This window comes from Acidovorax sp. Root70 (assembly GCF_001428225.1).
GTDB lineage: Bacteria > Pseudomonadota > Gammaproteobacteria > Burkholderiales > Burkholderiaceae_C > Acidovorax.
The window spans coordinates 110,808-131,506 of record NZ_LMHQ01000008.1 but is presented as its reverse complement, the minus strand read 5'-3'; the positions used below and the strand labels follow the sequence as shown (position 1 = coordinate 131,506).

Genomic DNA, 20,699 nt, shown 5'->3' with positions numbered 1-20,699 from the left:
TCTCCCCAACAACTTCAGGAGATTGAAATGCAATTCACCCGTCCTCTCGCCCTCGCGGGTACCGTGGTTCTGGCTGCTTCGCTGGCCGCTTGTGGCCATAGCCGTCCAGCGCCTGCTCCGCAATATTCCGGCGGTTATTCCAGCGGCTATCAGACGGCGCCTGCCTATCCCCAAAACCAGACAGGCACCGAATATGGGCGCGTATCCAACATCGAGGTGCTGCAAGGCCGCAGTCAAGGGCAGACCACTGGCACCGGTGCCGTGCTGGGTGCGGTGGTCGGCGGCGTTCTGGGGAACCAGGTGGGCAAGGGCACCGGTCGCGCCGCGGCGACCGCCGTCGGGGTATTGGGCGGCGCGGTGGCTGGCAACGCCATCGAGGGGCGCAACAACCAGGAGTCCGTGCAGGGGTATCGCTTGTCGGTGCAGCTCGACCAGGGAGGCTACCGCGTGTATGACGTGAGCAGCCCCGGCGATCTGCGCATTGGCGACCGGGTGCGTCTGTACAACGGTCAGATTTCGCGCCTGTAAGCGAACAGGCTGACCTAACTGCCACGGGCGCCCTGAAACGATTCAGGGCGCCCGTGGTGCTTTTGAAAGGGCGCTCTCAGTGCAGCAGCGAGTTGCCCGGCGCCTGGGGCTGGACGCGGAAGAAGCCGGTTCCGGCTGTGCCGCGTCCGATTTCGTCTTCGGTGGCTTCGCGCACGGCCTGTACCGTCAATTGCAGGCGCAATGCAATGCCTGCGAGCGGGTGGTTGCCGTCGAGCACGATATGGTCGGGATAGATCTCGGCCACGGTGTAGAGGGCCGTGCGGGGGGCATCAGGGTTGCAGCCTTCGGGCAGGGCCATGCCGTCAAAGGTCATGCCTTCTTCAATCTCGGCGGGGAAGAGGGCGCGGGGCTCCAGAAACAGCAATTGGTCGTTGAAGTCGCCGAAAGCGTCCTCGGGTTCGAGGTGCAGCGCCAGCGTGGCGCCGGGGCCGTGGCCCTGCAGGGCTTCTTCGATACGGGGCAGCAGATCGTCACCGCCGACCAGAAACTCCACGGGCTCGTCGAGCACGTCGAGTTCTTCGCCCAGGGTGTCTTTCAGGGTCCAGGTCAGTGCGACCACACATTGTTGGGTAATTTCCATAGGAGAATTGTCGCAGTTTGACCAACGGCCCCGCCAAGGGGCAACACTTCTCCCATGGACATCCAGCAACCCCTGGCCCTGCTCGGCGGCCTCACTCCCGCGCAATTCATGCGCCGTCACTGGCAGAAGAAGCCTCTGCTGGTGCGCCAGGCCATTCCACAGTTTGCGCCACCCGTGCTGCGGGCCGAGCTGTTTGCGCTCGCGGGGCAGGAGGGGGTGGAGTCCCGACTGGTGCAGCAACTCAAAGGCGCCTGGAAGCTGCGTCACGGGCCCTTCAATCGCCGCGCTCTGCCTGCGTTGCAACAGCCGGACTGGACGCTGCTCGTACAGGGCGTGGACTTGCACAACGACGCAGTGCATGCACTGATGCAGCAGTTTCGTTTTGTGCCCGAAGCCCGGCTGGACGACCTCATGATCAGCTATGCCAGCGATGGTGGTGGCGTGGGGCCGCATTTCGACAGCTATGACGTCTTTTTGCTGCAGGCGCATGGCAAGCGCCGCTGGCGCATCGGACGCCAGAAGGACCTGTCGCTGCGCGACGGCATTCCGTTGAAGGTGCTGGCCCAGTTCGAGCCCGAGGAGGAATTTGTGCTTGAGCCGGGCGACATGCTGTACCTGCCCCCGCGCTACGCCCACGACGGCATTGCCGAAGGCGAGTGCATGACCTACTCCATCGGGTTTCGCGCTCCGGCCCGCGCCGAGATGGCGCAGGAGCTGCTCGTGCGGCTGGCAGAAGACGCCGGCGATGACGACCACCCACTGCTGTACCGTGACGCTGGCCAGGAAGCGGTGGCACAGCCGGGGGCCATTCCCGCCGGGCTGCAGGACTTTGCGCGCGAGGCGCTGTCCCGCGCGCTGGCCCAGCCCCTGGTGCTGGAGCGCGCGCTGGGCGAGTACCTCACCGAGCCCAAGCCCAGCGTGTGGTTTGAGCCTGGTGAAGCTGGCGTGATGCTGGAAGGTGTGCGCCTGGACCGCAGGAGCCGCATGATGTACGACGCACAGCACGTTTTCATCAACGGTGAAAGCTACCGCGCAGCAGGTCGCGATGCCACCCTGATGCGGCGTCTGGCGGATGAGCGCCAGCTGTCGGCGCGAGAGTTGGCACGCGCCAGCGACGACGCGCTGGAGCTGCTTTCGTCGTGGTGCGATGCAGGCTGGACCCACGTCTGGACCGGCCGAGACTGACCAGGAGCTGGTGATGAACGACACGGCCGCCCCTTCCGCCGAGCCCTTGCGTGATCTGCCCACCGGGCGATTCAGCGGGCGCGAGGCGTTTCAGCAACTGGTGCGCGACGCCATTGCGACGGCGGCGCGGGATGGCTGGCAGGAGATCTTCGTCAGTGACGCGCATTTTCATGACTGGCCCCTGGGCGAGCGCGCGGTGGTCGAGGCTTTGCAGGACTGGGCCCGCAGCGGCAGGCGCTTTACGATGCTGGCCTGCAGCTATGACGATGTGATCCGCCGCCATGCGCGGTTTGTGCGCTGGCGCAGCACATGGGACCACATCATCACCTGCCGCCGCAGCCCGGAAGCGGATCCGCTGGGTCTGCCGAGCGCCTTGTGGTCGCCGCACTGGGTACTGCACCGGCTTGATCCGGAGCGCTGCGTGGGGGTCACCGGCAGTGAGGCAGACCGCCGGGTGCTGCTGCGCGAGACGCTGAACGAGTGGGTGCGCAGCAAGAGCGCTCCGGGGTTCCCTTCGACCACACTGGGTTTGTAGGAGCCACCGGCCCCCCGAGGCGTGGCCGTTGGAGGGATGCCCTCTGGCAGACGTGCCCCGGCAGCGTACTGTGTAAAGTCAAGCTGGCGTAAAGCTTCCGTCAGTGTTAGTCAGTATTGACTAAATACCAATATAATCTGCGGCTGTGCCCAAAAAGGTGCAAACAAGTGCATTGTGCCAATGCGTGCATGGGCTCAGGAAGCCTGACGCCGTGGCTTTTCAAGATTCTGTCTGTCCAAATAGGAAAATCGAAATGAAGAACTCCCTCGTTCTGGCCGCCCTGATCGCTGCTGCTGCACTCGCCGCTTGTGGCAAGAAGGAAGAACCCGCTCCAGCACCCGCTCCTGTGGAAGCTCCTGCCGCTGCTCCTGCTCCTGCCGCCGAGCCAGCAGCTCCTGCCGCTTCCGACGCCGCAGCTCCTGCTGCACCTGCTGCTGACGCTGCTGCTCCCGCCGCTGATGCTGCCAAGGCTGCTGCTGACGCTGCTGCTACTGCCGCCACCGGCGCTTCCGCAGCCAAGTAAATCGCTGCAGGCTCTGGCTGACCGTCAGGTCGGCCTGTGCCACGGCCCCGCACCGCAAGGTCCGGGGCTTTTTTTATCCCCTTCGCTGGGGTGAGGCATTCATGGGCACAGGGTTCGGGCCATCAACCGTTCACGCTGAACCATTCCGTTCCTTCGGTCGGGCTGGCGACCTGGATGTTCTCGGCAGCCCAGCCCAGCGCGGCGGCGAGTGACTGCTGTGCCAGGTGAGGGTGGTTGTTTTGCGCGCTCAGGTGCGCCGCCACCACGCGCTGCAGCCCGTCATGCTGCACCGCACGCAGGATTCCCGCTGTGGCCGAGTTGGCCAGGTGGCCGTACAGCCCGCCCACGCGGCGTTTCAGGAACGGCGGGTAGCGAGAGGCCGCCAGCATGTCGGGATCGTGATTGGCCTCGATCATCAGGGCGTGGCATCCCTGCAGTTGCTGCAGCACATGGGGGCTGGCGTGGCCCAGGTCGGTCAGGACACCCAGGTGTGCGGCGCCGTCAGAGCAGCGCAGCTGCAGGGGCTCGCGGGCATCGTGCGGCACGGTGAACGGGCGTGCTTCGAAGGCGCCCATGTCGATCGCTTCCATGTCGTGCGCCACCCGCAGCAGGCCGCCCAAGTCCGGCGCGCCTATGGCCGCGTAGGTGCCTTCGCTCATCCACACGGGAATGCGAAAACGCAGCGCCAGAGTCTGGGCGCAGCCGATGTGGTCGGAGTGTTCGTGGGTGATGAAGAGGGCGTCCAGGTCTTCCACCTGCAACTGCGCTTGTGCCAGACGGGCTTGCAACTGCCGGATGCCGAGCCCGCAATCGATCAGGAGGCGGCGCACCTGGCCGCCACTGCGGCCTTCGACGACCGTGGCATTGCCGGTGCTGCCGCTGCCCAGGTTCTTGAATCGAAGCATGGCGGGCGAAAGAAGTAGTGTGGACGGCCCAAAAAACCAGAGCCACCGTCCGCCAGAAGGCAGAGGGGGCTCTCGAGGTGGGTGGCGGCCTTTCGGCCTGCGCCGCTTATTTCAGATCGTCAGCAATCACGCGCACGATGCGCTCGGCATTGGCCGAGGTCTCGGGGGCGCCGGCTTCGTTGAGCACCGACACGGTGGTTGCTTCACCCTGGCTGCGCACCACGATGCGGTACTTGAGCGGAGGCGTTGCGGACGTGGAGCTGAACAGCTTGCTGAAGAAGCCGGGCTCTTTCTTCTCGGTGTCCGGAGCCACGTAGCGCACGAAGTACGTGCCCTCATTGCGGTTGCGGTCTTCCACCGTGAAGCCTGTGCGGTCCAGGGCCAGGCCCACACGGCGCCATGCGCGGTCAAAACCTTCGTCCAGCTGCACCACCGGCACGTTGTTCACGGTGGCCATGCGGGCTGCCTGGGCACGCGGTGCGGGGGCTGCGGCGACAGCCTTGGACTGCTCCTGGCTCACGCCCAGCTTGACCATCAGGCGGCGCAGGAATTCGGTTTCGAGTTCCGGGTCGGAGGGGCGGGGCTGCCAGACGGTGCTGTCCTTGGTGACGTTGCCATAGACCTCGACCATCCCGCGGTGGGTGATGTAGATCTCGGTGCCGCCATTGGCATTGCGCTCCAGCCGGGTGCGGAACTTGTCCCGTTCGCCAGTCGAGTACAGGGACTCCATCAGCTTGCCGATGGTGGAACGGATGAAATCCTGGGGCAGTTTGGCGCGGTTCTCCGCCCAATCGGTTTCCATGATGCCGACATTGGCTTCGGACTGGGCCAGCGTGAAGCCGCTTTCCTGCCAGAAGTCGCGCACGGGCTCCCACAGCTTGTCAGCGGGGCGGTTGACCACCAGCCAGCGCTGGCTGCCGTCTCGCTCAATACGCACGTCCCCCAGTGACAGTGCCGCCGCGTTGGCGTTGCCCGACGGCTGCGCGGCCTGGCCTGCCTGCATGGCAGCGGCAGACACCGAGCCACCCGGCATGGCGTAGCGCGTGTCGCGTGACAGCTGGGTGAGGTCCGGGGGGACTTCCAGTGACGAGCCCTTGGCGGCGCTCTTATAGTCGATCTTGTCGCCCTCCAGAATGCTGGTGGAGCAGGCGGACAGGGCCATGACAAGAGCCAGCAGGCTCAGGCGGGTGGTAGCAGCTTTCACGCGGAAATCCTTGGGAAGTGTCTCTGAGAGCGGGCGCAAAGCCCGGATTAGATCAGGCCGCTGTTGCGCAGTGCCGACTCGACCACAGCCTCATTGCTGCTGGCCAGGGGCGTCATGGGCAGGCGCATGGTGCCACCACACAGGCCCATGCGGGCCATGGCCCACTTGACCGGGATGGGGTTGGCTTCGACGAACAGGTGCTTGTGCACGGGCATCAGCTTGAACTGGATTTCCATGGCCCGACGCGCGTCGCCCGCCAGGGCGGCCACACACAGCTCGTGCATCAGGCGCGGGGCCACGTTGGCCGTCACGCTGATGTTGCCGTGGCCACCGCACAGCATCAGGGCTACGGCGGTCGGGTCGTCGCCCGAGTACACGCCAAAGCCCTTGGGCACGTCACGGATGAGCCACTGGGCGCGTTCGATGTTGCCGGTGGCTTCCTTGATGCCAATGATGCCGGGCACCTGGGCCAGGCGCAGCACGGTGTCGTGCTGCATATCGGCCACCGAGCGGCCGGGCACGTTGTAGAGCACGATGGGCAGGTCGCCTGTGGCTTCGGCAATGGCCTTGAAGTGCTGGTACTGGCCCTCTTGGGTGGGCTTGTTGTAGTAGGGCACAACCTGCAGCTGGCTGTCGGCCCCCACGCCGCGCGCGAACTTGGCCAGTTCGATGGCCTCGGCGGTGGAGTTGGCGCCGCAGCCGGCCATGATGGGCACGCGCTTGGCGGCCTGTTCCACTGCCGCGCGGATGATCTCGCAGTGCTCTTCCACGTTCACCGTGGGGGACTCGCCCGTGGTGCCCACCACGCCGATGCAATCGGTGCCTTCGGCGATGTGCCAGTCGATCAGTTTGCGCAGGGTGGGGTAGTCCACGCTACCGTCCTCATGCATGGGGGTGACGAGGGCGACGATGCTGCCGGTGAGTGGCACGGAAGAAGAAGTCATGTCCGCAGTGGTAAACGGTAAAAGGGCATTCTAACTAGCCCCGACGGGCAAAAGATGTCGTGAGGGTCCGCCCGCCTGCGGGAGTTCCCGTACGGCCGTGATGCGTTGCACGAAACGCGCGGGTTCGTCGATGAAGCCGTCTTCGTAACCCACCACGCGCAAGTCCTTGCACACCTGCAGCAGTTCGCCGGGTGCCAGCAGAAACTCAGGCCGGGCGGGGCGCCCCACGGTTTCGTTGCCCTGGGCAAAGGTTTCATAGACCAGCACCCCGCCCGGCGCCACGCTGGCCACGATGGTGGGCAGCAAGGGGCGCCACAGGTAGTTGGTGACGACCACGACACCAAACTGGCGGCCTGCAAACGGCCAGGGGCCGTTCTCGATGTCGGCCTGCACCAGCTCGCCCAACCCTTCGCAGGCGGCCAGCGCCTCGGCCGACCGGTCTACGCCGACCACGGTGTGCCCCAGTTCGCGCAGGTGGCGCAGGTGGCGCCCTGCGCCGCAAGCAACGTCCAGCACGGTGCTGTGGGGGGCGATCAGGTGGCTCCAGCGCCGCACCCATTCCGAAGGGGCTTCTGTACCGTGCATGAGACTATAAAAATGATAGCTGCCAGCGCATGACCCACTAGCGCTTACAGCCAAAAACGCTTGAAAATCCCGCCAAGGGTGTCAAAAACACGCCCACATCTGGTCGGCCAGCATCACCATGAATTCGGGCACGGTGTAAAAGCCGAATACCACCAGGCACAGGAGCACCGCCACGGCCCCGCCCAGCCAGCGCAGGGCGCGCGGCACGGGTTTCTGGGGTGGTAGCTGGTGGTTCATGCTGGGTTCAGGCGGGTTGTGGGCTGCTGCGCGTGATCGGGCTTTCCTTGACGGGCAGGTTCACCAGCCCGGCAAAAATACCCAGACCAATCGCGATGTACCAGACGATATCGTAGCTGCCGGTGGCGTCATACAGATAGCCGCCCAGCCAGACGCCCAGGAAGCTGCCGATCTGGTGGCTGAAGAACACAAAGCCGCCCAGCATCGACAAATGCTGCACGCCAAAGATCTGGGCGATGGTGGCGTTGGTGGGCGGAACGGTGGACAGCCACAGCGAGCCCATCACCGCCGAAAACACATACACCGACAGCGGCGACAGCGGCACCAGCAGGAAGATGCTGATCGCCACCGCGCGGGCAAAGTAGATGAAGGCGAGGATGTGACGCTTGGGCATGCGCTGGCCCAGCGTGCCGGCGATGTAGGTGCCGAACACATTGAACAGCCCGATCAGCGCCAGCGCATAGCTGGCCACCTGGGGCGACAGGCCGTGGTCCTTGAGGTAGCTGGGCATGTGCACGCCGATGAACACCACCTGGAACCCGCACACAAAATAGCCCGCCATCAGCAGATTGAAGCTGGGGTAGCGGAAGGCCTCGCCCAGCGCCTGCGCAATGGTCTGGTCGCGCTTTACCGGGGCTGCGCCCTTGAAGCCCGGCTCACGCAGGCCAAAGGCCAGCGGCACGATCAGCAGCACCGCCATCGACAGCGCCAGCAGGGCCTGCTGCCAGCCCAGCCCGGCAATCAGCCAGCCCTCGACCGGCACCATCAGAAACTGCCCGAACGAGCCCGCTGCCGCTGCCACGCCCATGGCCCACGAGCGTTTCTCCGGCGCAATCTGACGCCCCAGCACGCCATAGATCACCGCATAGGTGGTGCCCGCCTGGGCCGCGCCAATCAGCACGCCGGCCGTCAGCGCAAATAAAGTGGGCGTGGGCGACAAGGCCATGCCCGCCAGGCCCAAGGCATACAACACCGCCCCACCGAACAGGACGCGGAAGGCCCCAAACCGGTCGGCCGCCATGCCCGCAAAGATCCCGATCACGCCCCAGGACAGGTTCTGGATGGCAATGGCCAGAGCAAACGACTGGCGCGTCCAGCCCATCTCTTGGGTGATGGGTAGCAGCCACAGCCCGAACCCGTGGCGGGTGCCCATGGACAGGGTCACGATGGCCGCACCGCAGGCCAGCACCTGGAACATGGATAGTTTGGGAGGATTCATATGCATGCGCAGGAATGTAGCCAGATTGTGTGAAACGCGCTGATACACCCGAGACCAATACAGTTGCTACCAGGGTCGCGAGAGGACTGTCTTTTTATCCAGCCCCAAGGCGGTGGCCGCACTACAATCCGCCGCTATGTCTGCCAAACCGTCTTCTGCTTCCGCCAGCGAATATTCCGAAGGTTCGATCCGCGTGCTCAAGGGCCTGGAGCCCGTCAAGCAGCGCCCGGGCATGTACACCCGCACCGACAACCCCCTGCACATCATCCAGGAAGTGCTGGACAACGCCGCTGACGAGGCCCTGGCCGGCTATGGTAAGAAGATCCGCGTCACGCTGCACGCCGATGGCTCGGTCAGTGTGGAAGACGACGGCCGGGGCATCCCCTTTGGCCTGCACCCGGAAGAAAACGCGCCAGTGATCGAGCTGGTCTTCACCCGCCTGCACGCGGGCGGCAAGTTCGACAAGGGCAAGGGCGGGGCCTACAGCTTCTCGGGCGGCCTGCATGGCGTGGGCGTGTCGGTCACCAACGCACTTGCCACCCGGCTCGAAGCCACCAGCTACCGCGAAGGCAAGGTGGCGCGCCTGGTGTTCTCTGCGGGCGACGTGATTGAGCCCCTGGTGGCCCGGCCGCTGGAGGCGGGAGAGCGCAAGCAGGGCACCTCGGTGCGCGTGTGGCCCGACGCCAAGTATTTCGAATCCAGCGCCCTGCCCATGGGCGAGCTGACCCATCTGCTGCGCAGCAAGGCGGTGCTCATGCCCGGCGTGACGGTGCAGCTGGTCAATGAGAAAACCCGCGACACCCAGACCTGGCAATACAAGGGTGGCCTGCGCGACTATCTGATGCAGACGCTCACGGGCGACCCCGTCATCCCGCTGTTTGAAGGCGAGGGCTTTGCCGACAGCGGCAACGAGAGCTTCGCTGAGGGCGAAGGCGCATCCTGGGCCGTGGCCTTCACCGAAGACGGCCAGCCCATGCGCGAAAGCTACGTCAACCTGATCCCCACCAGCGCGGGCGGCACGCACGAAAGCGGCCTGCGCGACGGCTTGTTCAACGCGGTCAAGAGCTTCATCGAGCTGCACAGCCTGCTGCCCAAGGGCGTGAAGCTGTTGCCCGAGGACGTGTTTGCGCGCGCCAGCTACGTGCTGTCGGCAAAGGTGCTCGACCCGCAGTTCCAGGGCCAGATCAAGGAGCGCCTGAACTCGCGCGACGCGGTGCGCCTGGTCAGCGGTTTTGTGCGCCCGGCGCTGGAGCTGTGGCTGAACCAGCATGTCGAATACGGCAAGAAGCTGGCCGAGCTGGCCATCAAGGCCGCGCAGACCCGCCAGAAGGCGGGCCAGAAGGTCGAGAAGCGCAAGGGCTCCGGCGTGGCCGTGCTGCCCGGCAAGCTCACCGACTGCGAAAGCCGCGACATTGCCCACAACGAGGTCTTCCTGGTCGAGGGCGACTCGGCAGGTGGCAGCGCCAAGATGGGCCGCGACAAGGAAAGCCAGGCCATCCTGCCGCTGCGCGGCAAGGTGCTCAACACCTGGGAGGTGGAGCGCGACCGCCTGTTTGCCAACAACGAAATTCACGACATCTCGGTGGCCATCGGCGTGGACCCGCATGGCCCCAACGACTCGCCGGACCTGAGCGGTCTGCGCTACGGCAAGATCTGCATCCTGTCGGACGCGGACGTGGACGGCTCGCACATCCAGGTGCTGCTGCTCACGCTGTTCTTCCGCCACTTTCCCAAGCTCATCGAGACCGGTCACATCTACGTGGCACGCCCTCCGCTGTTCCGTGTAGACGTGCCCGCGCGTGGCAAGAAACCTGCGGCCAAGATGTATGCGCTGGACGATGGCGAGCTCACCGCCATCCTCGACAAATGCGCCAAGGACGGCGTGGCGCGCGAAAAGTGCCAGATTAGCCGCTTCAAGGGCCTGGGCGAGATGAACGCCGAGCAGCTGTGGGAAACCACGCTCAACCCCGACACCCGCCGACTGCTGCCCGTGCAATTGGGCGACATGGACTTTGCCGCCACCGAAGGGCTCATCACCAAGCTCATGGGCAAGGGCGAGGCCGCGGCGCGCCGCGAGCTTATGGAGCTGCATGGCGATGCGGTCGAGATCGATATCTGAAGAGCTGAGTCGTATGCGCCCGCGCTGCCTGCCATGACCTCATTTCGCCAAATCGGCCGCTTGCGCTGGTATGTATTGGGTTGTTTGCTCTGCTTTTTGCAGCAAGCGGCCCACGCAGATCTGTGGGCGCATGTGGACGAGCGCGGAGTGACGCACTTTGCGGCCGAGCAGGTCGATGCGCGCTACCAGCTTTTTTTTCGCGGCAACGATTTCGACTCCACCCGCGATGCACCGGCCAATGCGTCGCCCATGCCGTATGCGCTGCCTGCGGCGGGTGCGCGGCTGCTGGCGTTTTTTGACATCGCGCCCGACTACAAGCGCGTCAAGCATCACCTGCGGTCGGCGTCTGCGCGCCACGGCGTGGACTACGAGCTGCTGCAGGCCGTGATCGCCACCGAGTCCGGCTTTGACGCCACCGCCGTGTCGCCCAAAGGCGCCGTGGGCCTGATGCAGGTGATGCCCGCCACGGCCAGCCGCTTTGGCGTGAGTGCGGACAAGAAACGCACGGTAGAGCAAAAACTGGCCGACCCGGCCGTGAATGTGCCCACCGGCACCCGTTACCTGCGGCACCTGCTGGACCTGTTCCCCGGCCGCATGGACCTGGCCGTGGCCGCCTACAACGCGGGCGAAGGTGCCGTGCAAAAGGCGGGCAACCAGGTCCCGGCCTTCAAGGAAACGCAGAACTATGTGCGCACCGTGCTGGGCCTGTACGCCCAGCTCAAACCGCCAGCGCCCGTGTTGACACAGCGCGCCTTGCCGGGCCGTGTGCGCATGGAGCTGTCGGGCGGCGCGCAGAACCGGGGCAACCTGCCGCCCACCCAGGTGGCACAGACCCGCAGCGCGCCGCAGACCGCGTTTGAACCCTTACCGACGATTCCGAACGAATGAGCGACCAACCCACTCTTGATTTCACCACCGCAGGCGATGATGGGGGCGACTCCCTGGGCCTGGCGGGCTACGCCCAGCGCGCCTACCTCGAATACGCGCTGTCGGTCGTCAAGGGCCGTGCGCTGCCCGATGTGTGCGACGGCCTCAAGCCCGTTCAGCGGCGCATTCTGTATTCGATGGACCGCATGGGCCTGGGCTACAGCGGCCCCACGCGCAACACTGCGGCCAAGCCCGTCAAAAGCGCCCGTGTGGTGGGCGATGTGCTGGGCCGCTTCCACCCCCACGGCGACCAGTCTGCCTACGACGCGCTGGTACGCATGGCGCAGGATTTTGCGCAGCGCTACCCGCTGATCGATGGCCAAGGCAACTTCGGCAGCCGCGACGGCGATGGTGCCGCCGCCATGCGCTACACCGAGGCGCGCCTGTCGCGCATCACCAGCCTGCTGCTCGACGAAATCGACGAGGGCACGGTTGATTTCATGCCCAACTACGACGGCAGCACGGAGGAACCCCGCCAACTGCCTGCCCGCCTGCCATTCGCGCTGCTCAACGGCGCCAGCGGCATCGCCGTGGGCCTGGCCACCGAGATCCCCAGCCACAACCTGCGCGAGATTGCCGACGCCTGCATTGCGCTCATCAAGACGCCATCACTGAGCCAGGAAGAGCTGCTGGCCATCGTGCCCGGCCCGGACTACCCCGGTGGCGGCCAGATCATCAGCAGTGCGGGCGACATTGCCGATGCCTACCGCACCGGCCGGGGCAGCCTCAAGGTGCGCGCGCGCTGGAAGATCGAAGACATGGCGCGCGGCCAGTGGCAGCTCGTAGTCAACGAACTGCCGCCCAGCGTGAGCACGCAGAAGGTGCTGGAAGAAATCGAAGAAATCACCAACCCCAAGGTCAAGGCGGGCAAGAAGGCGCTGAGCCAGGACCAGACGCAGCTCAAGGCCAGCATGCTGGCCGTGCTGGACGTGGTGCGTGACGAGTCGAGCAAGGACGCCCCTGTGCGCCTGGTGTTCGAGCCCAAGACCGGCAAGACCCCGCAGCAGGAGCTGATCACGGCGCTGCTGGCGCACACCAGCCTGGAGACCTCAGCCCCCATCAACCTCACCATGGTGGGGCTGGATGGCAAGCCTGTGCAAAAGTCGCTGCGCGTGATGCTGGAAGAGTGGATTGCCTTCCGCCAGACCACCATCACCCGCCGCAGCCAGCACAGGCTCAACAAGGTGCTGGACCGCATCCACATCCTCGAAGGGCGGCAGACCGTGCTGCTCAACATCGACGAGGTGATCGCCATCATCCGCACGGCCGAGGAGCCCAAGGCCGCACTCATCGCGCGCTTCAACCTCAGCGACCGGCAGGCCGAGGACATTCTCGAAATCCGCCTGCGCCAGCTGGCGCGGCTCGAAGCCATCAAGATTGAGCAAGAGCTGAAGGAGCTGCGTGAAAGCCAGGGCAAGCTCGAAGACATCCTGAACAACCCTGGCTCGCTGCGCCGCACCATGGTCAAGGAGATCGAGCAGGATGCCAAGACCTTTGCCGACGCGCGCCGCACGTTGATCCAGGCCGAGAAGAAGGCCGTAGCCGAAGTGAAGGTGGTGGACGAGCCCGTTACCGTGGTGGTGTCTGAAAAAGGCTGGGTGCGTGCGCGCACCGGCCACGGGCATGAGGCCGCCAGCTTTGCCTTCAAGGCGGGCGACGGGTTGTATGGCACGTTCGAGTGCCGCACGGTCGATACCCTGCTGGCCTTTGGCAGCAATGGGCGTGTGTACTCGGTGGCCGTGTCGCTGCTGCCTGGCGCGCGCGGCGATGGTCAGCCGGTGACCACGCTCATCGAGCTGGAATCGGGTACGCAAGTGCTGCACTACTTCGCGGGCCCCGCGGGCGCCACGCTGCTGCTGTCCAACTCGGGGGGCTACGGCTTTTTGGCGGCGGTGGAGAACATGGTCTCGCGCCAGAAGGGCGGTAAGGCCTTCCTCACGCTGGGCGAGGGCGAAACCGTGTGCGTGCCATCGCATGCCGCAGGCACCACAGGCAGCAAGCCGCTGCTGCCTGCCACGCATGTGGCCTGTGCGTCCACGGGCGGGCGCATCCTCACGTTCGAGATCACCGAGCTGAAAACCATGGCCAATGGTGGCCGGGGGCTGATGCTGATCGACCTGGAAGACAAGGACCAGCTCGCAGGCGCTGCCGCCTACACGCGCAGCATTCGCCTCGATGGCATTGGCCGGGGCGGCAAGCAGCGCGATGAGACGCTGGAGATACGCAGCCTGAACAATGCCCGTGCCGCGCGCGGCCGCAAGGGCAAGGCGGCGGACCTGGGCTTCAAGCCACAGACAGTGACGCGCGTCGAATAGCCGCTTCCGTTTCGGGGCTTGGTCGTCTGCCCATTGCGGGGTAGCGGCCTGCGCTGCCAGCGGCGCTGGATGCGGGCGCTGTTTGGGGGGCGCCAAGGCCAGATCCGTGCAGGGCCGGGCAGACCCTGATGCCGCGGCGGGATGTTTGTGCGATGGTTAAAAAAAGAGCAACATCTGTACACAAACACAACCCTTCGGGAGACACCCATGCCCAAACAGTTCCGGATGGCGCACAAACTCTGGCTGGCGGTGGCGCTGATCGTGGTGCTGCTGGCCGCCGTGGTGGGCTTCTCGGGCTACCGGTCGGCCAAGGTACAGGCCGAGGCCGATGCGATGGCCCAGGACATGGAAGCCCGTGTGCAGGCCGCTATCCGCTGGTCAGGCCTGACCGAGACCAATGCAGCCCGCACCCAGGCACTCATTGTCAGCAGTGAAGCGGCGGTGGAAGCCGAGTTCAAGGACGTGATTGCGGCCACCACGGCGCAGATCACCGAGGTGCAGAAGTCGCTGGAGGCCATGGCCCTGTCGGAGGCAGACAAGGCGCAAATGGCCAAGATCGCCCAGGCCCGCAAAGCCATGATCGACCTGCGCGGCCAGGCCCGCAAGCTCAAGGCCGACGGTCAGCAGGACCAGGCCATTGCTCTGGTCAAACAGTCATACAACCCGGCCGTGGCCACCTACCTGCAAGCCCTGCGCGACTTTGTGCAGCAGCAGCAACAGACCGCTGCCGCCAAGCAGCAGGAGATGGCGGCCTCGCGCATGCTCACCGTCAAGTTCGCGGCGGTGGCCGTGGGCCTGCTGTTGCTGGCCATCATCGTGGGCGCGTACTACCTGATCGGCAGCATCCAGCGGCCTTTGGCCCAGGCCAATGGCCTTGCCGAGCGCATTGCGGGCGGCGACCTGAGCCTGCAAGAGGCCGTCACGCGGGGCGACGAATTTGGCGACCTGCTGCGCTCGCTCTATGCGATGAGCAATGCGCTGGGGCGCATGGTGCACCAGGTGCGCCAGAGCACGGACAGCATCGCCATTGCCAGTGCCGAGATCGCGACGGGCAACCAGGACCTGTCGGCCCGCACCGAGCAGACGTCCAGCAACCTGCAAGAGACTGCTGCGGCCATGGAGGAGTTCACCAGCACCATCCAGCAAAGCGCAGGCAGCGCCCAGCAGGCCAGCAGCCTGGCAGCGGGAGCGACCGGTGTGGCGCGCAGGGGCGGCGAGGTGGTGACCCGGGTGGTGGCCACCATGGAGGACATCAACCACAGCAGCAAGAAGATTGCGGACATCATTGGCGTGATCGACGGCATTGCGTTCCAGACCAACATCCTGGCGCTCAACGCAGCGGTGGAAGCCGCGCGGGCGGGGGAGCAAGGGCGTGGATTTGCCGTGGTGGCCAGCGAAGTGCGCAGCCTGGCCCAGCGCAGTGCCGAGGCGGCCAAGGAGATCAAGCAGCTCATCAGTGCGTCGGTTGAAAAGGTGGAGACGGGTTCGCGCCTGGTGTCTGACGCGGGCACCACCATGACCGACATCGTTCAGTCGGTGCAGCGCGTGACCGACATGATCGGTGAGATCACGGCCGCATCGTCCGAGCAGAGCGCGGGGGTGTCGCAGGTCAACAAGGCGATCAGCAACCTCGACCAGATGACCCAGCAGAATGCCGCGCTGGTGGAGGAGAGCGCCGCAGCGGCGCAGAGCCTGCGTGAGCAGGCGGATCACCTGGCACGCGAGGTGTCCATGTTCAAGGTGAATGCGGCCAGCTACGGGCCTGCGCAGGTTGCCATTGGGGTCGCACGCGGTGCCGCCAAGGCGACGTCCGCCATGCCTGCGACTCGCGCAACGCCCCAAGCGTCTGCCACGGCCGCAGCAATCAAAAAAGGGGGAGGTGCCCCGACGGCTCTGACCAAGGCGCCCGCGCCGTCGCCTGACGCCAGGCAGGGCGCTACGGCCGGTGCGGAGGAGGATTGGGAGTCTTTCTGAGGCACCGGGTTGTGCGGTGCCGACTGTCGCAGACCGCCACGGCCGGCCCCTGCGCCGCGCTGACAAAAAAACCCATGGCAGCGATGCCATGGGTTTTTTGCTGGGGCGTGGGGCCTCAGGGCGGTCAGGCCAGTTCGGCGATCAGTTCGATTTCAACGCATGCGCCCATGGGGATCTGGGCGACACCGAAGGCGCTGCGGGCATGCACGCCCTTTTCGCCAAACACCTGGCCCAGCAGTTCGCTGGCGCCGTTGGTCACCAGGTGCTGCTCGGTGAAATCGCCCGTGGAGTTCACCAGGCTCATCACCTTGACGATGCGCTTCACACGGTTCAGGTCGCCACCGCAGGCGGCTTGCAGCGTGCCCATCAGGTCGATGGCGACGGCACGTGCGGCCTGCTTGCCTTCTTCGGTGCCGATGTCACGGCCGAACTGTGCGGCCCAGGGCTTGCCATCCTTGCGGGCGATGTGGCCGCTCAGAAACACCAGGTTGCCGGTCTGCACATAGGGCACGTAGGCGGCAGCGGGCACCGACACGGGGGGCAGGGTGATGTTGAGTTCATTCAGCTTGTCGTAAACGCTCATGGTGGTCCTCGTTAGGAAGTGCGGGTGGATAGACGAGAGCGGTCTGGTGTACAGGCCGCCGAGCGCGGTAAGTGTTACACAGCCCCCCACCCTCGCGCCGACGTGGCAGGCCCTGGCGGCGCATTAGCATCAGCGCATGTCCGCCATAAGCGCCCCTAATGCCGCGCCGCTGTCCGCCCCAGGCCAGGGGGTGGCGGCGCCTTTGCCCCCGCGTCCGTGGCTGTTGCCCGCTGTGTTGCTGGGCGTGGTGGCGGGGGCTGCGCTGCAACTGCAGCAGCCCACACTGTGGTCCGCTGCGGCTTATGGCTGGATGCTGGTGGCCGGCCTGCTGCTGGGCGGTGGGGCGGTGGCCGCTGCGCGGCGGCACCCAGGGCTCCGTAGGGCTCGCAGCGCCATCGCCATGGCGCCCTGGCTGATGTTGCTGGCAGGGGCGCTGGCCATGGCGGGCGTCACTGGCCTGCGGGCCGCGGCCTACCAGGCCCAGGCGTTGCCGGCAGCACTGGAGAGCAAGGACCTGCGCATCACCGGCGTGGTGGCCGCCATGCCGCAGGTCAACGAGGCAGGCACCCGCTGGCGCATGGTGGTGGAGTCCGCCACGCTGCAAGGTGCGTCCGTGGCCATGCCGCCGCAGATCGACGTGGCCTGGTATGGCGGCGCCTTTGGCGGCGGGGGCGAGGTGCTGGACCTGCAACGCCAGCCCGCACCCGTGCGTGCGGGCGAGCGGTGGCAGATCACCGTGCGCCTGAAGGCACCCCACGGCCTGCGCAACCCGCACGGCTTTGACTATGAGCTGTGGATGTGGGAGCAGGGCGTACAGGCCACAGGCTATGTGCGCGCCGGCCCCAAGGACGAGCCGCCGGTGCGCGTGGCCGCCACCTGGCAGTACCCGGTGGAGCAGCTGCGCCAGCGCGTGCGGGGTGCCATCCTGGAGCGTCTGGTGTTTGGGCAAGATGGATCGGGCAATGACAACACCGACACGGCTCGCACGCGCACTGCAGGCGTGGTGGCGGCGCTGGTCACGGGCGACCAGCGCGCTATCGACCGTGCGGACTGGGATGTGTTCCGCGCCACCGGGGTGGCCCACCTCATGAGTATTTCGGGCCTGCACATCACGCTGTTTGCCTGGCTGGCGGCGCTGGTGGTGAGGGCGCTGTGGCGGCGCTCGCCCCGGCTGAGCCTAGCGGTGCCAGCGCAGTCTGCCGCGCTGGTGTCGGGTGTGTTGCTGGCCACGGCCTACGCGCTGTTCAGCGGCTGGGGCGTACCCGCACAGCGCACCGTGACCATGCTGGCCATCGTGGGGCTGCTGCAACTGAGCGGGCGCCGCTGGCCCTGGCCGCAGGTGTGGCTGCTGGCCTGCGGGTCCGTGGTGGCGCTGGACCCGTGGGCATTGGCTCAGGCGGGCTTCTGGCTCAGCTTTGTGGCGGTGGGCGTGCTGTTTGCTACCAATCCGATAGCTTCCGAGGTAAGTAGTACCAGCGCTACAGGCCGTTTTTATGCATTGGTGCGTGAGCAATGGGTGGTCACGCTCGCGCTCACGCCCCTGGGCTTGCTGCTGTTTGGCCAGGTGTCGCTGGTGGGTTTTGTGGCCAACCTGGTGGCCATCCCGTGGGTCACGCTGGTGGTCACGCCGCTGGCGCTGGGCGGGGTGCTGTGGGCGCCGCTGTGGAGTGCTGCAGCCCTCAGCCTGCAGCCGTTCACCGCGTTGCTGCAATGGCTGGCGCAGTGGCCCTGGGCTGCCGTATTTTTGCCAGCGGCGCCGCTCTGGGCGGGCGTGGCGGCGGTGGCTGGGGGTGCGCTCTTGGCCATGCGCCTGCCCTGGCGCCTGCGCTTGCTGGCGCTGCCTTTGCTGCTGCCGGTGTTGTGGTGGCAGCCCGCGCGGCCCGCAGCGGGGCAGTTTGAGCTGCTAGCCGCCGACATCGGCCAGGGCAACGCCGTGCTGGTACGCACCGCCAACCACACGCTGCTCTACGACGCGGGTCCGCGTTTCAGCCGCGAGAGCGACGCGGGTCACCGCGTGCTGGTGCCGCTGCTGCGGGCGCTGGGCGAGCAGGTGGACGTGCTCATGCTCAGCCACCGCGATGCCGACCACACGGGCGGCGCGGCGGCCGTGTTGGCCCAGCAACCCCGCGCCGAACTCACCGGCTCCATCGAAGCTGAGCACGCCCTGCAGCGCTTGCGCCCGAGCAGGCCCTGCCTGGCCGGCCAGCGCTGGGAATGGGACGGCGTGGTGTTCGAGGTGCTGCATCCCCTGCCCGGCGACGACGCCCCGGGGGCGGCGAAGCCACCGCGTCCCAACGCGCTCAGCTGCGTGCTGCGCATCTCCGCCGCAGGCACCGAGGGCGCATCCGCCTTGCTGGTAGGCGACATCGAAGCGCCGCAGGAGCAGGCCCTGCTGGCGCGTGGCGCACCGGTGCGGGCCGATTTGCTACTGGCGCCCCACCATGGCAGCAAGACCTCGTCGTCGGCGGCTTTTCTGGAGGCCGTGCAGCCGCGCACCGCTTTGGTGCAGGCTGGGTATCGCAACCGATTCGGGCATCCGGCGCCGGATGTGCTGCAGCGCTATCTGGCGCGCCACATTGCGGTGGTGGAGTCTTCGCGCTGTGGGGCGGCCCGCTGGTCCTCGTCGCAACCTGCTCAGGTGGCCTGCGAGCGCGATACCGGTGAGCGCTACTGGCAGCACCGCATGGTGCCACGGGACGGCTGACCTGGGGTCGATGGCGCAGCGCCGCCAGGGGTGTTGTGCCGAGGCGGGCTCACAAATTGCTATCCTGAACGCAGGAGGCCCGTTCATGCAGAAATTTGACGAGATGTACGCCATGCTGCCGTTTGACGGCAGCGACGTGCGGGAGCACTACAAGCGCTACGCGCAGTGGTTGAGCAAACAGCCCCCTGACGTGATGCAGGCCCGCAGGGCCGAAGCCGAGATGATCTTCCGGCGCGTGGGCATCACCTTTGCCGTGTACGGCGCCAAGGACGAAGGCGGTGCAGGCAACGAGCGGTTGATTCCGTTTGACCTGATCCCCCGCATCATCCCCGCCCACGAGTGGAGCAGCATGCAGCAGGGGCTGGTGCAGCGGGTCACCGCGCTCAACCGCTTCATCCATGACGTGTACCACGGCCAGGACATCATCCGCGCCGGCATCGTGCCCGCCGACCTCATCCTGAACAACGCGCAGTACCGCCCCGAGATGGCTGGCGTGCATGTGCCCCAAGACATCTACGCGCACATTGCAGGCATCGACATCGTGCGTGCCCCCGATGCCCAGGGCAACGGCGAGTACTACGTGCTGGAAGACAACCTGCGCGTGCCCAGCGGCGTGAGCTACATGCTCGAAAACCGCAAGATGATGATGCGGCTCTTCCCCGAGCTGTTCAGCCTGCACAAGGTGGCGCCCGTGGCGCATTACCCCGACATGCTGCTCGAAACCCTGCGCGCCAGCGCCCCGGCCACGGCCGACGAGCCCACGGTGGTAGTGCTCACGCCCGGCATGCACAACAGCGCTTACTTCGAACATGCCTTCCTGGCCCAGCAGATGGGTGTGGAGCTGGTCGAAGGGCAGGACCTGGTCGTCAAGGACAAGTTCGTCTACATGCGCACCACGCGCGGCCTGCAGCGGGTGGACGTGATCTACCGCCGCGTGGACGACGACTTCCTCGACCCGCAGGTGTTCCGTCCCAATTCCACATTGGGTTGCTACGGCCTCATGGAGGCCTACCGCGCGGGCAACGTGGGCATCTGCAACGCCGTGGGCACGGGCGTGGCCGACGACAAATCGGTGTACCCCTATGTGCCCGAGATGATCCGCTTCTACTTGGGCGAAGAGCCCATCCTGAAAAACGTGCCCACCTGGATGTGCCGCAAGCCGGACGACCTGCAGCATGTGCTTGCCAATCTCAAGGACCTGGTGGTCAAGGAAGTGCACGGCGCAGGCGGCTACGGCATGCTCATCGGCCCGGCCGCCACGCAGGCCGAGATCGAAGACTTCCGCCGCGCGCTGATCGCCAACCCCTCGGGCTACATTGCGCAGCCCACGCTCAGCCTTTCCAGCTGCCCCACCTATGTGGAAAGCGGCATTGCCCCGCGCCACATCGACCTGCGCCCCTTCGTGCTCAGCGGCCGCGAGGTGCAGATGGTGGCAGGTGGGCTCACCCGTGTCGCGCTGCAGGAGGGCTCGCTGGTGGTGAATTCGTCGCAGGGCGGGGGCACCAAGGACACCTGGGTGCTGGGCGAGGGGGCGACTGCTGCGTCATCCAAGGCAGGGCAGTCCCAATCCCAGGGTCAGTCGCAAAGTCAATCGCAAGGGAGCTTCTGAAC

Annotated in this window: 18 protein-coding genes; 10 read left to right on the top strand and 8 right to left on the bottom strand. The window is 66.1% G+C overall.

What is annotated here, in order from left to right:
- Window positions 1-27 precede the first annotated feature (27 nt).
- The gene (locus ASD94_RS06135; protein WP_056640000.1) at window positions 28-528 is read left to right on the top strand and encodes a glycine zipper 2TM domain-containing protein; all 501 of its coding nucleotides are present in this window, start codon (window positions 28-30) and stop codon (window positions 526-528) included.
- Between the two features lie 76 nt (window positions 529-604).
- Here the strand turns inward: ASD94_RS06135 and ASD94_RS06130 are convergent, their stop codons facing one another.
- A complete protein-coding gene (locus ASD94_RS06130) occupies window positions 605-1,129 on the bottom strand; it encodes a peptidylprolyl isomerase (protein WP_056639997.1) in 525 nt (174 codons plus the stop codon).
- Window positions 1,130-1,183: 54 nt separating this feature from the next.
- Here ASD94_RS06130 and ASD94_RS06125 point away from each other — a divergent pair, with 54 nt between their 5' ends.
- The 3 genes from ASD94_RS06125 (at window position 1,184) to ASD94_RS06115 (ending at window position 3,372) form a co-directional block, all read left to right on the top strand.
- A complete protein-coding gene (locus tag ASD94_RS06125; protein ID WP_056639994.1) occupies window positions 1,184-2,314 on the top strand; it encodes a cupin domain-containing protein in 1,131 nt (376 codons plus the stop codon).
- Between the two features lie 13 nt (window positions 2,315-2,327).
- Complete coding sequence (locus tag ASD94_RS06120; RefSeq protein ID WP_056639991.1) at window positions 2,328-2,849, top strand: hypothetical protein; 522 nt, start codon at window positions 2,328-2,330, stop codon at window positions 2,847-2,849.
- Between the two features lie 253 nt (window positions 2,850-3,102).
- Window positions 3,103-3,372: a hypothetical protein gene (locus tag ASD94_RS06115; protein WP_082576780.1), complete on the top strand. Its 270-nt coding sequence runs from the start codon at window positions 3,103-3,105 to the stop codon at window positions 3,370-3,372.
- A 122-nt stretch (window positions 3,373-3,494) separates the two neighbouring features.
- On the opposite strand, the gene ASD94_RS06110 is transcribed toward ASD94_RS06115, so the two are convergent.
- The 6 genes from ASD94_RS06110 to ASD94_RS06090 form a co-directional block, all read right to left on the bottom strand.
- Entirely contained in the window at window positions 3,495-4,277 is a 783-nt protein-coding gene (locus tag ASD94_RS06110; protein ID WP_056639985.1) for an MBL fold metallo-hydrolase, read from the bottom strand.
- 106 nt (window positions 4,278-4,383) lie between these two features.
- Complete coding sequence (bamC, locus tag ASD94_RS06105) at window positions 4,384-5,481, bottom strand: outer membrane protein assembly factor BamC (protein ID WP_082576779.1); 1,098 nt, start codon at window positions 5,479-5,481, stop codon at window positions 4,384-4,386.
- A 47-nt stretch (window positions 5,482-5,528) separates the two neighbouring features.
- Window positions 5,529-6,425 carry a 4-hydroxy-tetrahydrodipicolinate synthase gene (gene dapA, locus ASD94_RS06100; protein ID WP_056639982.1) on the bottom strand — a complete coding sequence of 299 codons (897 nt, stop codon included), beginning with the start codon at window positions 6,423-6,425 and terminating at the stop codon, window positions 5,529-5,531.
- Between the two features lie 30 nt (window positions 6,426-6,455).
- Window positions 6,456-7,010, bottom strand: a complete 555-nt coding sequence (locus ASD94_RS06095; RefSeq protein ID WP_056639979.1) for a bifunctional 2-polyprenyl-6-hydroxyphenol methylase/3-demethylubiquinol 3-O-methyltransferase UbiG — start codon at window positions 7,008-7,010, stop codon at window positions 6,456-6,458.
- An 81-nt stretch (window positions 7,011-7,091) separates the two neighbouring features.
- Window positions 7,092-7,247: a hypothetical protein gene (locus ASD94_RS23475; protein WP_156391360.1), complete on the bottom strand. Its 156-nt coding sequence runs from the start codon at window positions 7,245-7,247 to the stop codon at window positions 7,092-7,094.
- Window positions 7,248-7,254: 7 nt separating this feature from the next.
- The gene (locus ASD94_RS06090) at window positions 7,255-8,472 is read right to left on the bottom strand and encodes an MFS transporter (protein ID WP_056639977.1); all 1,218 of its coding nucleotides are present in this window, start codon (window positions 8,470-8,472) and stop codon (window positions 7,255-7,257) included.
- A 130-nt stretch (window positions 8,473-8,602) separates the two neighbouring features.
- Here ASD94_RS06090 and ASD94_RS06085 point away from each other — a divergent pair, with 130 nt between their 5' ends.
- The 4 genes from ASD94_RS06085 to ASD94_RS06070 all read left to right on the top strand — a co-directional run bounded on the left by ASD94_RS06085 (window position 8,603) and on the right by ASD94_RS06070 (window position 15,801).
- Window positions 8,603-10,585, top strand: coding sequence for a DNA topoisomerase IV subunit B (locus ASD94_RS06085; protein ID WP_056639974.1), 1,983 nt, complete (start codon window positions 8,603-8,605; stop codon window positions 10,583-10,585).
- Window positions 10,586-10,618: 33 nt separating this feature from the next.
- Window positions 10,619-11,473 carry a lytic transglycosylase domain-containing protein gene (locus tag ASD94_RS06080; RefSeq protein ID WP_056639971.1) on the top strand — a complete coding sequence of 285 codons (855 nt, stop codon included), beginning with the start codon at window positions 10,619-10,621 and terminating at the stop codon, window positions 11,471-11,473.
- Window positions 11,470-13,827, top strand: coding sequence for a DNA topoisomerase IV subunit A (gene parC, locus ASD94_RS06075; RefSeq protein ID WP_056639968.1), 2,358 nt, complete (start codon window positions 11,470-11,472; stop codon window positions 13,825-13,827). The genes ASD94_RS06080 and parC overlap by 4 nt, the downstream gene beginning before the upstream one ends.
- A 207-nt stretch (window positions 13,828-14,034) precedes the next feature.
- Window positions 14,035-15,801, top strand: coding sequence for a methyl-accepting chemotaxis protein (locus tag ASD94_RS06070; protein ID WP_056639965.1), 1,767 nt, complete (start codon window positions 14,035-14,037; stop codon window positions 15,799-15,801).
- Window positions 15,802-15,925: 124 nt separating this feature from the next.
- On the opposite strand, the gene ASD94_RS06065 is transcribed toward ASD94_RS06070, so the two are convergent.
- Window positions 15,926-16,384: a RidA family protein gene (locus tag ASD94_RS06065; protein WP_056639961.1), complete on the bottom strand. Its 459-nt coding sequence runs from the start codon at window positions 16,382-16,384 to the stop codon at window positions 15,926-15,928.
- Window positions 16,385-16,520: 136 nt separating this feature from the next.
- On the opposite strand from ASD94_RS06065, the gene ASD94_RS06060 reads away from it, so the two are divergent.
- Both ASD94_RS06060 and ASD94_RS06055 read left to right on the top strand, forming a co-directional pair.
- Window positions 16,521-19,088 carry a DNA internalization-related competence protein ComEC/Rec2 gene (locus tag ASD94_RS06060; RefSeq protein WP_082576778.1) on the top strand — a complete coding sequence of 856 codons (2,568 nt, stop codon included), beginning with the start codon at window positions 16,521-16,523 and terminating at the stop codon, window positions 19,086-19,088.
- 85 nt (window positions 19,089-19,173) lie between these two features.
- Window positions 19,174-20,697, top strand: coding sequence for a circularly permuted type 2 ATP-grasp protein (locus tag ASD94_RS06055; protein WP_056639959.1), 1,524 nt, complete (start codon window positions 19,174-19,176; stop codon window positions 20,695-20,697).
- Window positions 20,698-20,699: the final 2 nt, after the last annotated feature.

Coding starts and splice junctions, on each gene's coding strand:
- ASD94_RS06135 (WP_056640000.1), top strand. CDS start 28: ATGCAATTCACCCGTCCTCTCGCCCTCGCGGGTACCGTGGTTCTGGCT.
- ASD94_RS06130 (WP_056639997.1), bottom strand. CDS start 1,129: ATGGAAATTACCCAACAATGTGTGGTCGCACTGACCTGGACCCTGAAA.
- ASD94_RS06125 (WP_056639994.1), top strand. CDS start 1,184: ATGGACATCCAGCAACCCCTGGCCCTGCTCGGCGGCCTCACTCCCGCG.
- ASD94_RS06120 (WP_056639991.1), top strand. CDS start 2,328: ATGAACGACACGGCCGCCCCTTCCGCCGAGCCCTTGCGTGATCTGCCC.
- ASD94_RS06115 (WP_082576780.1), top strand. CDS start 3,103: ATGAAGAACTCCCTCGTTCTGGCCGCCCTGATCGCTGCTGCTGCACTC.
- ASD94_RS06110 (WP_056639985.1), bottom strand. CDS start 4,277: ATGCTTCGATTCAAGAACCTGGGCAGCGGCAGCACCGGCAATGCCACG.
- dapA (WP_056639982.1), bottom strand. CDS start 6,425: ATGACTTCTTCTTCCGTGCCACTCACCGGCAGCATCGTCGCCCTCGTC.
- ASD94_RS06095 (WP_056639979.1), bottom strand. CDS start 7,010: ATGCACGGTACAGAAGCCCCTTCGGAATGGGTGCGGCGCTGGAGCCAC.
- ASD94_RS23475 (WP_156391360.1), bottom strand. CDS start 7,247: ATGAACCACCAGCTACCACCCCAGAAACCCGTGCCGCGCGCCCTGCGC.
- ASD94_RS06090 (WP_056639977.1), bottom strand. CDS start 8,472: ATGCATATGAATCCTCCCAAACTATCCATGTTCCAGGTGCTGGCCTGC.
- ASD94_RS06085 (WP_056639974.1), top strand. CDS start 8,603: ATGTCTGCCAAACCGTCTTCTGCTTCCGCCAGCGAATATTCCGAAGGT.
- ASD94_RS06080 (WP_056639971.1), top strand. CDS start 10,619: ATGACCTCATTTCGCCAAATCGGCCGCTTGCGCTGGTATGTATTGGGT.
- parC (WP_056639968.1), top strand. CDS start 11,470: ATGAGCGACCAACCCACTCTTGATTTCACCACCGCAGGCGATGATGGG.
- ASD94_RS06070 (WP_056639965.1), top strand. CDS start 14,035: ATGCCCAAACAGTTCCGGATGGCGCACAAACTCTGGCTGGCGGTGGCG.
- ASD94_RS06065 (WP_056639961.1), bottom strand. CDS start 16,384: ATGAGCGTTTACGACAAGCTGAATGAACTCAACATCACCCTGCCCCCC.
- ASD94_RS06060 (WP_082576778.1), top strand. CDS start 16,521: ATGTCCGCCATAAGCGCCCCTAATGCCGCGCCGCTGTCCGCCCCAGGC.
- ASD94_RS06055 (WP_056639959.1), top strand. CDS start 19,174: ATGCAGAAATTTGACGAGATGTACGCCATGCTGCCGTTTGACGGCAGC.